Genomic DNA, 14,519 nt, shown 5'->3' on the forward strand with positions numbered 1-14,519 from the left:
CGGGTTAAACTTGCTATTTAACTACACTCGGCCCACTTTTTCTGGGCGCTAATTTGGTTAAATTAAAAATATTACTCAAAAATTGAAACTTAAACCAAACCTGATAAAAAACATTGATATATATTTCGCCAAATACATTGAAATAATTTGAGAGTATTATTTAGGTATTAAAAAAATTCCCAGTATAATCAATAGAAAACACGCTTTTCGACCCAAAATTCTATACTGCGCTAAGTCCCTTAATAACGACTTTTTGTCCTACAATACACCTAAGTACCTCATTTAATAAGTAAATAACTTGTAGCAAACGCTTACTTGATTTTGATGTTCATCGTTTATTCAAAATAAAATAAACAGTGATAAATCAAACCAATCTGAAATCAATAATTAATAAAATAGAGAAACCATATCAAATACGCTAAAACTCTATTCAGTCATTTTCACTTAAAGCTCACAAAATACGGGTTAACCACAATATAAATAATTGCATATTAATCAAATTACATAAAAATGGGTATTTAAAATAAAACGAAAATAATTCCTCTCTTTTTCTGTGTATTTCTAATTAGCCAGCTATGAATAAAAAGTCCTATTTTTTATTCCGTAGAGTAATAGTTACACAAATAATAATTACGCAAACAAAATACTTTATTTATATATGTCAGTAATAATACTTAACACATGATACAGATCTCACTACCTTCAATAAGGTACTTAGTTTTAAAATTAACCATTACGTTTATTTGCTCACAAACAATATGGTTATATGCTTATAACTTTCTATAACATTTATATTCTTTTTAAATTATTTTTTAATATCTTCCCTATATTAAGGAAACAAAAAACTCCCTATATAGAATATAGAGAGCCATCATAAGAGACACATTTAACGCAAACTATTGTTAGTTAAGCAGGGTGTTCAGCTGCAATTTTCCAATTAATAGCACTTACACTTTTTTCTAAGCTAACACGGCAGACAATAGCCTCTATCTCTTTTTGTTCAACGGGAGTTGCAAGCAGCTCAGCACAAACTTCTAGTTGGCTAGGCATCAATGTATCTGCACTACTCAAAGATTGTAATCGAACATGTAAACCATTTATTGCTTGCAAAATAAGGGTTCTCACTAAAACTTCATCTTCTTCATGACAAATAATTCGAATTGAGTAACGTTGCTCAATATCTATCGCTTGGTGTTGTGGCTGAGCATTAATACGTTGAGCGGCTTCTCGTAATAAAATATTCGCACAAAGAATTAGAAGTGTTGCTATAGTCGCCAATTGATACAAACCTAAACCACATAACACACCAATTCCAGCAGAACACCAAAGTGTTGCCGCGGTGTTTAATCCTCGAATATTCATTCCTTCACGCATAATTACACCAGCGCCCAGAAAGCCTATTCCCGAAACCACTTGAGCCGCTATTCGGCCAGGACTATCAGGTGAAGTCTCGATTGAACTTAAGATAAAAACAGCTGCTCCGGTGGCAACGAGTGCATTCGTTCTTAAACCAGCCATTCTTTGTCGCCATTGACGCTCAGCTCCAATCAAAGCACCAAGACACATGGCAATCACCAAATTTAAAATATAAGGTGTCATCGTCATGTTTATTTCCTCTACATGATGATTAAAAAATAAGTATGAAAAATTTTCTCTAAATGTTCAGAGTATTGGAATTAACGTATCAACCTAGGTGGAGGAAATAGAGAGAAAAAAATGTAGCACATGCCTTTACCTTGTTTATTAGTAATATAAAGGAAATTTTTTGGGTAAGTGCAAACATCTGAATATATAAGAAAGGAATATTACAATGCACTGCCCACCAAAAATGGTAAGCAGTTTTAATGAAGAAAACAGCCTACCTATTGATTTGAACAAATCTATTTTGGGTTAACTGAGTTACCGTTAACCTACAACTTTGCGTATCCAAGGTGACTTCTCCCCACTAAAATTTAGCAAAAGTATAAGTAGCTGATTTAAAATTGTAAATGAACCGAACCTAAACACAAATCACTTTTCTTGTATTGGTCTAACAAATGTCCCTTCCCCACCCTCTTTTTCATTAAAAAACCAAATTCCTTTTGGATATTCAGGGAGTGATACTAAATACATAATACCTTCGTTAAATTCTTCAATAAGTAGGATGATCCCTTCACGATCGTCAACACCATCCGTTTTCACAACAACCTTATCATTAATCTGCATTTTCTCTCCTGATAAATATTATCATTCTCTTTTTATTTATTTTACCCATAAAGAAAAAGCCTGCCACCATAAGGTGACAGGCTTGAAGAAAATTTTTAAAAGGCTTTAAATTACAGAGCTGTTACGTTAGCAGCTGCTGGACCTTTTGCACCGTTTTCAATTGTGAATTCTACGTTCTGACCTTCAGCCAGAGTTTTGAAACCGTTACCTTGAATGGCAGAAAAGTGAACGAATACGTCTTTGCTTCCGTCTGCTGGAGTAATAAAACCAAAGCCTTTAGACTCGTTGAACCACTTAACTTGACCTTTCATTTTGTCAGACATGTGACTTTCCTATATATCAATAAAACGTTGCCTTCTCGGCATCTACTGGCCTGAACTACCTATAACTTATGGGCACACATGAAGAAAACGGTCAAAAAGCGATGCTGTTTAAAACTCATTAACTTAGAATGTCAATCATAAATCAGGTCTGTATTGAGGCCTTACTCATTAACGCATGAGACAAGTTTAATAGCAATAGTTTTATGCGTCTAAAGATTAAAAAAATGCGAATTGCACATTAAAAATACAATTCTTCCTCTATTTTTATCACTGTGTATAAAATTTATTTGATATTTTATCTCTATTATTAACAGTAACTAAGAATAATCTTAATGGCATTACAATAACAGTTAATGTCAGAATTTAAAAAAACTGTTCTACCTGCTTATCTTGTCTCCGTGATAATCTAGCAACAAGAAACAAGTTTGCAACATTCATCTCTTAAGGTGTTTACAATGAATGTATTAAAAGAAATCTTAGAGCGTGATTTAAACCGGATCAATAAAGCTGAAAAAAGAGACGGAAAGCCACACTTTAATAGTCAATTTTTGAAAAACCATATCTGGTTATGTATCAGCATGGTTCTCTCTTATATATTACTTGCCGCATTACTTATCTACTCTCCTTATTTTGGTATTATTTCACTAGTGCTTTTTTCTTTGATGTTCCTAGTGATGGCCGGAGTGTTACTATTTGACATTAAGCCTATCTATAAATTTGAAGATATCGGCGTGCTTGATTTAAGAGTTTGCTATAACGGTGAATGGTATACTTTTGAGAAACTGTCTGATGAAGCAGTAAATGAAATTCAACAACATCCTGCAATTTCGCCACAAATAAAAGAAGACATTCGTGAGATTATTAGTAAAAAACAAGAAATTCATTTTTATGATGTCTATTTGATGGCGTTCGATCCTGTCCAGCAATCTATTTCAGCATCACAATTATCTCCCCAATCTTGATCTATTCTCCGTGTTAACCGTAAAAACACGGAGAATAACTTCTATTATTTAACCACTTTGTCGATAAACCAACCAAACAGATATTTAATCCACTTTTAGCGTTGACACTCTGATATATCATCGTTATTATGCCCCTCGTTCTCAAGAAGAACACGCTTCCTCCATAGTTCAGTTGGTAGAACGGCGGACTGTTAATCCGTATGTCACTGGTTCGAGTCCAGTTGGAGGAGCCAAATTTAGAAAAGCCCGCGCTATCACAGTGCGGGCTTTTTGCTATTAACTATTTCAACAATATTTTTCTATTAAAATCAGCCACTTTTCCTCATTTTTTAATCTGTTTTTTCATTTCTATCGCATTGTGGCTGTTTAGACCTCTTGTAAATAAGAGATAGCCCATAAATACGCTTGACTAAGTTTAACGATGCAAACCAATAATTTCTTGTTCTAAATGCTTTTTATACGCCTCAACATCTTTTTCAATTTGAGGTTGTTTTACCACATCAAACATTCCGAAGGTTTTTAATCCTTTCATACCTAAAAACTGATTTGCTTTGTGGAATGGAAAATACACAGCATCAATACCTTTTCCTTCAAAGAATTGCTCTTGTTCTTCAAAAGATTCAAATGGCGCATTCCAAGTCACAGAAAGTAAGTATTTTTTACCTTGTAGCAACCCTCCCGAACCATATTTTTTTGAAGGATCTTTTCGTGTGCGACCATCATCAATAAATAATTTACCGCTACCTGCACTAAATACATCATCAATATATTTTTTTAAGATCCAAGGCCCTTCCATCCACCACGCTGGCATTTGATAAATAATAACGTCAGCCCATAGATATTTATCAACTTCTTCATCATTATCGTAGCCATCATCAATACGAGTTGATTGCACATTTATCTGATGTGAAGATAGCAATGTTGTCGCAACTTGCGTTAAATGATCGTTGAGTTTTCCTTCAGAACCATCGAATTCTTTTGATGCATTAATAATAAATACGTTAGCCACTTCACACTCCTTTATATACCAAAATCTAATAGCATGACTGTAACGCAATCATTCATTATTGCTTTAACTCATTTCTCCATTATTCTTGCCTAATAATCCAAAGATACTCTTTCAGTGTCAGATTCTTTTAATCGTTGAATATCTTTTAAAGGGGCTAAACCAAATAATCGATGATATTCACGACTAAATTGTGATGGGCTTTCATATCCCACTCTAAATGCAGCTTCAGAAACGTCTGCCATTTCAATTAACATAATGCGTCGAGCTTCATTAAGGCGTAGCCATTTTTGATATTGTAGTGGTGTCATACCCGTTCGATTTTTAAAGTGGAAATGAAATGAAGAGGTACTCATTCCTACTAATGTGGTCAAATCTTCAATACGAATAGTATTTCGATAATGCATTTTAACCCAATCAAGAGCATGATTAATTTGGCGGCATTGAGGATGTTGCGATGCCAATAACTGCTGCCTTGCCCCACCATTTGATCGTAATAAGTAATAAAGGATCTCTTTTTGGATCAAAGGAGCGATAAAAGGCACATCTTCTGGTGTATCAATCAGTTTAATAAGTCTAGTGACTGCTTGTAATATTGGTGCTGTGGCGGGAACGACTTGTTGGGCTCTATGTTGATTGCTTTCTTGCAATAATTCAAATCGATTCTCTGCTAACAATTCAGGTAATAAAGAGAGATCTAATTTAAGTAAGATAGCTAAAAATGGCGCCTCTTTAGATGCTTCACAAACTTTAGCAAAAGTGGGTATATCAGATGATGTCAAAAGCATATTCATGGGACGATAACAATTTGTTTCTAAACCTATTGTTATTTGTTTTGCACCTTGAGCAGCAATAGCTAAACTTGGCTCATACATCCACCCTTCTGATTCTGTCGTTGTTGTATAGTGACACAGCGCTAATCCAGAAACAGCCGTATCCCAACCTCCTTCTTTATCTTTCGTATGGGAAAGGAGCGTTTTTTTAAATTCTTCGAACTCAATTAAAATCGGCGTTGATAAATCGGTGGTATTCATTATCTCTGGATCTTCTATTTAACCTCTGCATTACTTACATTGTATTATTAAACAGTATGAAAAACTTTCTTTTGAAAAGACCTCTTATTGTTCCTTATCGACTTTAGAATTACATCGCATAATAAAAATGTCTTATTGAACATAATGTCTACTGATAACCATTTATTTTTTATACATTTTTATCAAAAAAGAAACAACTTGATGCACTCTTGAGCAAACAGTATTTTTTTTCATTTTTTTACTTTACAAGGTGACAAAGGATAGCTATTATTCGCCTCGTTCTCACGAGAACACGCTTCCTCCATAGTTCAGTCGGTAGAACGGCGGACTGTTAATCCGTATGTCACTGGTTCGAGTCCAGTTGGAGGAGCCAAATTTAGAAAAGCCCGCGCTATTATAGTGCGGGCTTTTTGCTTTCTAACTTTTTATTTTCTTCTTTGGTTTTGCTTGTCTCTTTTTCTTCAAGTTGAATCAATCGCTTTCTATAACTTAATGACTAATAAAAACACTCGTTTTTATATTTTCCATTTTACCTAGTGTGATTTATTGAATCATTTTTATCTTAAAGTAGCTTTATTTGATTTAAAATCTATAAATTAGTTATTTTTTAACCACTTAAACTATTATTTCACTTTTTTCACTTTACAAAGTTCATCACCCTCGCTATTATCCGTCTCGTTCTCACGAGAACACGCTTCCTCCATAGTTCAGTCGGTAGAACGGCGGACTGTTAATCCGTATGTCACTGGTTCAAGTCCAGTTGGAGGAGCCAAATTTAGAAAAGCCCGCGCTATTATAGTGCGGGCTTTTTGCCTTCTACCTTCAGCATAATTCATTTCATTCTCTTCTCTGTTAATGTATTTTTTAAGATCTCCGTTTTTACAGTTGAGTACGTTATCTCTTTATTTTTATTCATTATTGCAGAAAATATCACCTCTTTATCAGAGCATACGTTTTAGAAATGCACAAAATGTTGCTTATCTACGCACTTAAACAAATATCGAGGATTGTCCTTTGACATATCAAAACGACCGCTATATGATACACTCCACTTAGTGTTATTCCTCCATAGTTCAGTTGGTAGAACGGCGGACTGTTAATCCGTATGTCACTGGTTCGAGTCCAGTTGGAGGAGCCATTTCTATTTGTGTCACCCTCGTAACCTTTTGATTTTATTCTCTGTTTTCCCTTACAGCATTCCATAAGACATAATAAAAAATACGATTAAATGGTAGCTATTTAATCGTTTTCGTATTAGCATTCGTTTCCGGCTTGACTACTTAGTCCAATCCAATCCTTGATCTTTCGATTTTCCTAAGACACACGGAGCCGGTATATGACCACTGCACAACCTATCACCCTCACTATTCGCCGTCCTGATGATTGGCATGTTCACTTTCGTGATGATGACATGCTAAAAACCGTTGTTCCTTATACCAGTCGTTATTTTGGCAGAGCCATTGTCATGCCAAACCTTGTTCCACCAGTGACAACTATTGAAGCAGCTCGCGCTTATCGTGATCGAATTAAAGCTGCTATTCCTGCTAGTGATAACTTCGAACCTTTAATGACTTGTTATTTAACGGATAGCACGCTGCCTTCAGAAGTTGAACAAGGTTTTTTACAAGGTGTTTTCACCGCCTGTAAGCTTTATCCTGCAAATGCAACAACAAACTCAAGCCATGGTGTATCTGATATTACAAAGATTTATCCAATCTTAAGTGTGATGGAAAAAATCGGTATGCCATTGTTGATCCACGGCGAAGTTACTGCTTCACATATTGATATTTTTGATAGAGAAGCACGTTTCATTGATAGCGTCATGTCCCCTGTGCGCAAACAATTTCCTGAGCTAAAAATAGTTTTTGAACATATCACAACCAAAGAAGCGGCTCAGTATGTGTTAGAAGGAAATGAATTTCTTGGCGCCACCATTACTCCACAACATTTGATGTTTAACCGTAATCATATGTTAGTTGGCGGTGTTAAACCTCATCTCTATTGCTTACCAATTCTTAAACGTAATGTTCACCAAGAGGCATTAAGACAAGCAGTAGCATCTGGAAATTCTCGCTTTTTCTTAGGAACAGACTCTGCACCACATTTGCAACATCGAAAAGAGTCCTCTTGTGGCTGTGCGGGTGTATTTAATGCCCCTACTGCATTAGCCGCCTATGCAACCGTATTTAAAGAGCTTGATGCATTAGCGCACTTTGAAGCATTCTGTTCACTCAATGGCCCACGTTTTTATGGGTTACCTGTAAATGAAGGCACCATTACGCTAACAGAAAAAACCATTGAAGCACCTGCTCAAATTCTTTGTGGTAATGAAGCTCTTATCCCATTCTTAGCGAATGAAAATATTCACTGGGATATTACTGTCGATTAATCTCACCCCTTGATATTTTTCTAAAATGCACCATATAACATTTGTTCGACTGTTAATGGTGCATTACTCTTTTATCAGAGCCAGCACACATTTTTTTGTTACAACAAAAATTTATCTTTTTAATCATGATAAATCTCGTATACTGAAAAGTAACCACATTGCGTGGGAGCTTCTCTCTTAGTCAAAACCGGCTGTATGATTAGGAGGTATTATGAGTAGAAAAAATGAAGTTATACAGACACATCCTGTTGTAGGCTGGGATATCAGTACCGTTGACATCTACGATGCCATGATGTTGCGTTTACATTATCTTCCTGAAAACGAACATCATCCAGAAAATGCAGTTGTAGATAAGACACTTTGGCTCACAACAGACATAGCTAAACAGTTGATTCATATTCTTCAAGCAGGTATTGATAAAATTGAATCATCTGAAGATTCTGTTTCAGACAACACCAAGCATTAATAAAAAGATCGACAAAAAGATAGCGAACGCAAAGCAGGAGTACTATGTACTCCTGTTCTCATTTTTATCATTCCGCATAATCATTTCTTATATACTATCTATTTATAAATTTCATATCATAAAAAACAATTAACAACATTAATAAATAAATCATCATTTAATACAAGAGTAATAATAATTATTTTATTCGATATATCTTGAAAAAAATAATATATATGCCGAATTGACATAAAATGAAGTTATCTTTATTTTAATAAATTAATAGAATAGTAACAAACAAGGAAGTTATTTGTGAAAATATTAATTATTGATGAATGTTTCTTTACTCGTAACGGTATAAAACATTATTTCTCCAAAAGAAATATAAGACATGAAATTATTGATGTATCATCTATACAAGAAGCTAATAATTATATTAATCATTCTATGCCTGATATCATATTCATTGATCTTACCCGATATTGCCGAGAAATAGCACACTGCCAACATTTGCAACTCTTTTTCATTTCAACAAGAAATTGCCGACTTTATCTCTACATTGATGCAAACTATCCTGACAAAGAAAGACCTATCTCTTTGACAAATAACTGTTTTATCCTACCTAAAAGAGTACTTCCTTGGGTGCTTGAAAAAACATCTTTATTCACATCACGATGCCAAGTATTTTTTCCAACATATAAACACTCTATGTGCTCTATTTTCAGCACACAAGAACAAAAAATTATTAATTACTGGATGAATGAATTACCCAATCACCAAATAGCTAAAAAGCTATGTATTAGCAATAGTACGGTATATTCACACAAGAGACATATTACTGAGAAGATTAATGTAAAAAATAGAATTGAGCTATTTTTCATATATAACATTTTAAAGTACATATATGAAAAGTAGTCTTGTGTTTTTATATTATAAAATAAACAAAAGAAAAAAGGAGTCCGATTCCTATTATTACTCTCTGTAAGCATGATGACGAATAGGCGTGTTGGTCACCTTAAATTTATAATAATATTATGTATGTAGGGTACATGTGATATTAAAATAATTAAACTAATATTATATCTATTTTATAATATAAAAAATAAGCTATTTACTTTGTTATCACTTCACTCTCCATTTTAAAGAGTGAAGTGATGGATAAAAACTCAAGATAGATAATTAAGCGATACGTTCAATCTTAGCAGGTAAACCTTGACGAACAGAGGCACCAGATACCCAGTCTAACCAAGTGTTGGTTATCTCTCTTGTTGGATCAGCGAACCCTAAATCATTAAGATTGATACCATTACCAATACCTTTATCCATCGGTAAAGGTTGTTCATCTAAGTAATGTTGACGGGAGCCTAATTCTTGATGCCCATAACCATGCTCAATCGCTAAAACACCTGGCATCACACCATCGAGTAAACTAATCTCAGCTTCAACTTGCCCACCAGGTGTTACAATACGAACCTTATCACCATGGTTAACACCCCATTTTTTACCATCTTGAGGATTAATTGCGACCAAGTTACTCGGTTTCACCATTCGTAAACGTTGTATCATACCCGTTGAACTACTCACCACATGAGACTTAAAGGACATTAATTTTAATGGCCATTGATTTTCAGGATAGTGCTGGTGAATATCGCTACCATCTGAAAGGCGTGGTGGATAATAAGTTGGGCAACCACTATAACGTTCACCCGTTATTGCATGATGGTTTTTTGCAACTTCTTCATTCCAAATTTGTAATGGTTTCTTCCACTGAGGTCCCGTTTCATCACCATTCCATGCTTTGTCATAAGGCGCAAAACGACCGCCTCGAGTGTAAATATATGCAACACGTAATACTTCTTCATTTTTTAATGTGGAAGTCATTACTGGCAAAATTCGATCAACACCACTTAATAAAATATCTTCATTAGTTGCAGGAGCAACCGGCTTTTCACCCATAAACGCCATATTAGCCGCAACACGTAAATAGTAATCTTCTGCACTGTTGATTGGATAAAAATTTCCATCCATATCTTCAATAGCTTTATCACCAAAGCCTGGTAAATCTAAGGCTTTTGCAACAGCAATACAGAATGTTTCCATTGAGATTGGTTGGCCTTCCGCTGTTTTAGCAACACGAGGTTCAATAATCGGCCAACGTGCAGTACTTGCTTTCACTTGAACACCAGACCAAGGCGCGCTAAATCCCCAACTTTCAAAGTTGTGTGTATCAGGCACGATATAATCTGCCAGCGCAGTTGTTTCATTCATAAAGGCATCAATACCGATAATTAAAGGCAGATGCTTTGGATCTTTAAGGCGCTCTTCCATTACTTGACGAATACCAGCAATCCCATAAACAGGGTTGGTCATATTCGTGATCCATGCTTTTAATGAATAAGGATAACCCGCTAATGCAGAACCCAATTGCTCAGTTAATTGCCCCGCAGCAAACGGATACCAAGGCGCTTTGGCAGGATATGGCGATTCTCCTTTCTCTACACGCTCACGATATTCATCGGATTTTTCATAGGCTGCTTTACTACGTGATAGCACCATGCCTTTTGGCTTCACTTTACCTTTAAAGCTATCCATTTTGTAACAAGGGCCATCTGTTGCGCCATTAAATTTACCGCCACCAACCGATACCCCACCTTTAAGGTTTAAGTTACCTATTAGTGCATTGAGCATAATCACGCTCCAAGCAGTATAAAAACCATTTCCTCCCATCATACCGCCATGAGAGATAACAGCAGCCTTTCTCCCATAAGCGGTAAATTCTCGGCCTAATGCAGCAATGGTCGTTTCTGGTACTTTACAGCGCTCGCTATATTCAGCCAGAGTCATACGTTTAGCCGCGTCATCAAGTAATTGAAAACTTGATTTAACAGTCACTTCTGCGCCTGTTTTTAAAGTAATTTTATGCGTAGCAAATAATTGTGCTTTATCGACTTGTGTTGCGGGAACTAATTCACCATCTAGCGATAACACTAAGTTTTGCTCTTCCCCTTCAGCAACATCATTCAAATGTGCCGTAGTGAGCATTTGTCCTGAAAGTGGATGTTTTTCATCACTGATCACAAGGTGAGTGGCATTTGTCCAGCTCTTCTCACCCACATTTTTCATTGAAACTTCGCTTGGTACTGACAGATAGTCTGCATTGTAACGCTTATTTTCAATGATCCAGCGGATCATTCCCATCACTAAAGCAGCATCCGTTCCTGGTTGAACAGGAACCCAATGCCCATGATCGTTAGCTAATGTTGTTGTTAATGGTAAAGCTGGTGCAACAACCACATAATTAAACGAGTCACGAATACGTGCATTAGCTAACTGGCGACCTTGACGTTTAAATGGGTTACCTGATTGTGCTGGTGATGTTCCTAAGAACAGTGCAAATTCAACATAATCCCAATCTGGTTTAACGTGGGCGTTTTTATCTAAATCGTTCATTAACGCACCAGAGCCAGCACGATACGCTAACCCACAATAAGAGCCATGAGCGCCAAAGTTTTTACTACCAAATGAGTTTTGAGCGAAACGACGAATAAATGTATCACGTCCATCATCACCCGCATTTGTCATTAATAATTGGTTAGCTTTAGGACCTAATGAGGGTTGTTTGGGATCAATCAGAGTGTCTAAATCACGGATCGCACGCAAACCATCAACATGACCTTCTCCGAATAAATCACCGCCTTCAACAATTTCTTGGATCAATTGTTCAAAACTGATGCGTTTCCATTTACCTTCACCACGTTTACCAACTCGTTTCATCGGCTCAAGAATACGTGTTGGGCTATCAAGGCTTTCCATCATGGTTGCACCACGCGCACAGGCCGTAGAGCGATTTTCTAACCCACTTTCACCCCCCATTTTTTCAAATGCTTCTTTAATTGGCATGTTGTAGCCAAAATGATGATCATGAGAAAGTGGATGATAAGGGTTACCTGCAATACGTAATACTTTATTGTTTGCTCTATCAACACGGGCACGAACACCGCATTGCGTCCAACAACCAAAACATTGGGTCATACAAACCGATTGATCAGTATTCGCTTGCCATTTGCTCTCTTTAACAACCTTACCTTCAGGTAATAATGAGTTGCCATTGATCCTGTCAAGTGTCACTTTACCTGATGTGCCATCAACTAAACCATCTATGGCACGTTTAGCAACATCACGGTAGCTGGCAGCAAATGCGGCAATACCACCGATAACCAATCCACCTTTAAGCCATTGACGTCTTGTAAACTTAGCCATGCTGCACTCTCCTGACAACCCAACGAATACTTTCTCTAAATATGATGGTTAACGCTATCCACAATCCAAATGTTCCGACGATTGCCATCAGTCCATCATTGCCTAGCGTAAATTCATAAGGATTTGTAATAATGTTATATTTTGGAATATATTGTGCACCCATCAACATTAACCAGCGTAATACCCACGCAAGCCCCATTGATACAAATGCCATAATGGTAATAAATACGATCGAACGGGCTTGTTTTGCCATCAAAAGTCCCATTGCAACAGAGATAACCCATAGTGCGATAACGCCCATGGCACTCCACCAGCCAAGACTTCCCATGGCTAATTGTTGTCTAATGGCCTGACCTGAGATCGTATCGCCAGCAACCCAAAAACCCGTACATACTGCTAATAACATTAATGAGCTTACAAACCACATCGCTAATTCACGTTGATGTACAGGTTCACGACGCGTTCCTAATGCCAACAATGTTGGTAGCACTTGCATTGCACTAAAGAACAGTAAGATCGGTAACCAATAGGTATACAACACAGGTCTTGCTTTTAAGATAGAAGCTTCGCGCCCTGTATATAACAGCAAACCAATTGCAGTTAATGAGCAAGCTAATGCAACCCAACGTGTTAATTTATATTCACGTTTCCACACTAAGCGAACAACCATTGCCGCAAAGTAAAGCATGCTAAACGCCGAAAACAATGGCAGTAATATTGAACCCCATGCCATCCACGACCACGGTGTTGGATAAGCATAAAAGTGCCATACACGCGCTGTTTGGTGTAAATCTGCAGTTAAAGCAAGCGGTGCTGTAATACCCGCGGTCACTGCAATAAATACCGCTACGGCTTCTAAACGTTGATTACCTGCACGGCCTTTCCAACACTGCCAACAGGCGTAAAGTGTTGCGCAACAAGCAATACCAATAAAAAAGAAATACTGCACAGCCCAAGGCAACCAAAAATATTCTTGCGGGATCGCAATGACTTCTTGAATTTGAGAGAGTTGCGGGATCATGAGTGAACCTCCTGCTGCCATAATGCTGGTTGTCCTTGACCTGCTAACGGTTGTACAAATGCATCATCGAGGCCGAGATAGAAAACTTGTGGTAATGTGCCACTTTCTGGTTTTAATACTTTCAGCTCTTTTTCATGTGTACGCAGCATTTTACTGATAGTGCTATTAGGATCTTTCATATCACCGATAATACGCGCGCCGCCAACACAAGATTCGACACAGGCAGGTAATAAACCAACTTCAAGACGATGCGCACAGAAAGTGCATTTATCCGCAGTTTGTGTTGAGTGATTGATAAAACGGGCATCGTAAGGACATGCTTGAACACAATAAGCACAACCAACACAACGTTCATTATCAACAACAACAATGCCATCTTTACGTTGGAAAGTTGCTTGGACAGGACAAACTGGCACACAAGGTGGTTCATCACAATGGTTACATAATCTAGGTAGCAAGACGTTGGTTATCCCCTCTTGCCCCTTGATAGCAACCTGATATTGGTTTACTGTCGTCCTAAATTGCCCTTGGGGTGTTTGATTTTCAATATTACAGCTCACAGTACAGGACTGGCATCCTACACAACGGCGTAAATCAATCAGCATGCCATAGCGTTTATCTTCTGAGCCTTCACGACGCTCAGGTGATAATTTAATGCCGGCTTCAGCTAAAGGAACCAGTGAAGCACCTGCAGTAAGGACCCCTAATTGTTGTAGAAATTTTCGTTTTCCAAGATCCATATTTGTCTCCAGCATCACTCAACAACACAATCTCACAATGAGTGAAGGAAATAGAAAGTAAAAAGTATGTGTTTTGTTATAAGTGCATTGTAAAAATTACTGAAGACAACACCTATTGTGGTTTACCACATACC

Annotated in this window: 12 protein-coding genes and 4 tRNA genes; 8 read left to right on the forward strand and 8 right to left on the reverse strand. The window is 36.9% G+C overall.

What is annotated here, in order from left to right:
- Positions 1-906 precede the first annotated feature (906 nt).
- From LW139_RS12975 to cspE, 3 genes are all read right to left on the reverse strand, one after another.
- Positions 907-1,605 carry an MgtC family protein gene (locus LW139_RS12975; protein WP_072068540.1) on the reverse strand — a complete coding sequence of 233 codons (699 nt, stop codon included), beginning with the start codon at positions 1,603-1,605 and terminating at the stop codon, positions 907-909.
- Between the two features lie 405 nt (positions 1,606-2,010).
- Positions 2,011-2,205 (reverse strand): protein DsrB, encoded by a 195-nt coding sequence (dsrB, locus tag LW139_RS12980; protein WP_109407827.1) that lies wholly within the window; start codon positions 2,203-2,205, stop codon positions 2,011-2,013.
- A gap of 110 nt (positions 2,206-2,315) precedes the next feature.
- A complete protein-coding gene (gene cspE / locus LW139_RS12985; protein WP_004243573.1) occupies positions 2,316-2,528 on the reverse strand; it encodes a transcription antiterminator/RNA stability regulator CspE in 213 nt (70 codons plus the stop codon).
- A gap of 455 nt (positions 2,529-2,983) precedes the next feature.
- On the opposite strand from cspE, the gene LW139_RS12990 reads away from it, so the two are divergent.
- The gene (locus LW139_RS12990) at positions 2,984-3,490 is read left to right on the forward strand and encodes a YlaC family protein (RefSeq protein ID WP_227335696.1); all 507 of its coding nucleotides are present in this window, start codon (positions 2,984-2,986) and stop codon (positions 3,488-3,490) included.
- 157 nt (positions 3,491-3,647) lie between these two features.
- A tRNA-Asn gene (locus LW139_RS12995) sits at positions 3,648-3,723 on the forward strand.
- 182 nt (positions 3,724-3,905) lie between these two features.
- On the opposite strand, the gene LW139_RS13000 is transcribed toward LW139_RS12995, so the two are convergent.
- Together LW139_RS13000 and LW139_RS13005 are read right to left on the reverse strand one after the other, a co-directional pair.
- Positions 3,906-4,499, reverse strand: a complete 594-nt coding sequence (locus tag LW139_RS13000; RefSeq protein WP_227335697.1) for an NAD(P)H-dependent oxidoreductase — start codon at positions 4,497-4,499, stop codon at positions 3,906-3,908.
- A gap of 89 nt (positions 4,500-4,588) precedes the next feature.
- Positions 4,589-5,530: an AraC family transcriptional regulator gene (locus LW139_RS13005; protein WP_247850048.1), complete on the reverse strand. Its 942-nt coding sequence runs from the start codon at positions 5,528-5,530 to the stop codon at positions 4,589-4,591.
- Between the two features lie 297 nt (positions 5,531-5,827).
- Here LW139_RS13005 and LW139_RS13010 point away from each other — a divergent pair.
- The 6 genes from LW139_RS13010 to LW139_RS13035 all read left to right on the forward strand — a co-directional run bounded on the left by LW139_RS13010 (position 5,828) and on the right by LW139_RS13035 (position 9,279).
- A tRNA-Asn gene (locus LW139_RS13010) sits at positions 5,828-5,903 on the forward strand.
- Between the two features lie 323 nt (positions 5,904-6,226).
- A tRNA-Asn gene (locus LW139_RS13015) sits at positions 6,227-6,302 on the forward strand.
- 290 nt (positions 6,303-6,592) lie between these two features.
- Positions 6,593-6,668: transfer RNA gene (locus tag LW139_RS13020), tRNA-Asn, on the forward strand.
- Positions 6,669-6,866: 198 nt separating this feature from the next.
- On the forward strand, positions 6,867-7,919 hold the full coding sequence (gene pyrC / locus LW139_RS13025) for a dihydroorotase (protein ID WP_166540685.1): 1,053 nt from the start codon (positions 6,867-6,869) through the stop codon (positions 7,917-7,919).
- 211 nt (positions 7,920-8,130) lie between these two features.
- Positions 8,131-8,385: a biofilm formation regulator BssS gene (gene bssS / locus LW139_RS13030; protein WP_064720401.1), complete on the forward strand. Its 255-nt coding sequence runs from the start codon at positions 8,131-8,133 to the stop codon at positions 8,383-8,385.
- Positions 8,386-8,676: 291 nt separating this feature from the next.
- Positions 8,677-9,279 carry a response regulator transcription factor gene (locus LW139_RS13035; protein WP_166540686.1) on the forward strand — a complete coding sequence of 201 codons (603 nt, stop codon included), beginning with the start codon at positions 8,677-8,679 and terminating at the stop codon, positions 9,277-9,279.
- A 264-nt stretch (positions 9,280-9,543) separates the two neighbouring features.
- Here the strand turns inward: LW139_RS13035 and ttrA are convergent, their stop codons facing one another.
- Genes ttrA through ttrB form a run of 3 tightly spaced genes read right to left on the reverse strand, consistent with a single transcriptional unit; the run spans position 9,544 to position 14,385 of the window.
- Positions 9,544-12,624, reverse strand: a complete 3,081-nt coding sequence (gene ttrA / locus LW139_RS13040; protein ID WP_247850049.1) for a tetrathionate reductase subunit TtrA — start codon at positions 12,622-12,624, stop codon at positions 9,544-9,546.
- Positions 12,617-13,645 (reverse strand): tetrathionate reductase subunit TtrC, encoded by a 1,029-nt coding sequence (gene ttrC, locus LW139_RS13045; protein WP_166540688.1) that lies wholly within the window; start codon positions 13,643-13,645, stop codon positions 12,617-12,619. Before ttrC ends, ttrA begins: the two co-directional genes overlap by 8 nt.
- Entirely contained in the window at positions 13,642-14,385 is a 744-nt protein-coding gene (gene ttrB, locus LW139_RS13050) for a tetrathionate reductase subunit TtrB (protein WP_072068548.1), read from the reverse strand. The genes ttrC and ttrB overlap by 4 nt, the downstream gene beginning before the upstream one ends.
- Between the last annotated feature and the right edge of the window lie 134 nt (positions 14,386-14,519).

The sequence above is a fragment of the Proteus vulgaris genome (genome assembly GCF_023100685.1).
Taxonomy (GTDB): Bacteria; Pseudomonadota; Gammaproteobacteria; order Enterobacterales; family Enterobacteriaceae; genus Proteus.

Excerpts from the sequence above, each read along its gene's own strand:
- pyrC (WP_166540685.1), top strand. The coding sequence starts at position 6,867 with ATGACCACTGCACAACCTATCACCCTCACTATTCGCCGTCCTGATGAT.
- LW139_RS12990 (WP_227335696.1), top strand. The coding sequence starts at position 2,984 with ATGAATGTATTAAAAGAAATCTTAGAGCGTGATTTAAACCGGATCAAT.
- LW139_RS13005 (WP_247850048.1), bottom strand. The coding sequence starts at position 5,530 with ATGAATACCACCGATTTATCAACGCCGATTTTAATTGAGTTCGAAGAA.
- ttrC (WP_166540688.1), bottom strand. The coding sequence starts at position 13,645 with ATGATCCCGCAACTCTCTCAAATTCAAGAAGTCATTGCGATCCCGCAA.
- bssS (WP_064720401.1), top strand. The coding sequence starts at position 8,131 with ATGAGTAGAAAAAATGAAGTTATACAGACACATCCTGTTGTAGGCTGG.
- ttrA (WP_247850049.1), bottom strand. The coding sequence starts at position 12,624 with ATGGCTAAGTTTACAAGACGTCAATGGCTTAAAGGTGGATTGGTTATC.
- dsrB (WP_109407827.1), bottom strand. The coding sequence starts at position 2,205 with ATGCAGATTAATGATAAGGTTGTTGTGAAAACGGATGGTGTTGACGAT.
- cspE (WP_004243573.1), bottom strand. The coding sequence starts at position 2,528 with ATGTCTGACAAAATGAAAGGTCAAGTTAAGTGGTTCAACGAGTCTAAA.
- ttrB (WP_072068548.1), bottom strand. The coding sequence starts at position 14,385 with ATGGATCTTGGAAAACGAAAATTTCTACAACAATTAGGGGTCCTTACT.
- LW139_RS12975 (WP_072068540.1), bottom strand. The coding sequence starts at position 1,605 with ATGACGATGACACCTTATATTTTAAATTTGGTGATTGCCATGTGTCTT.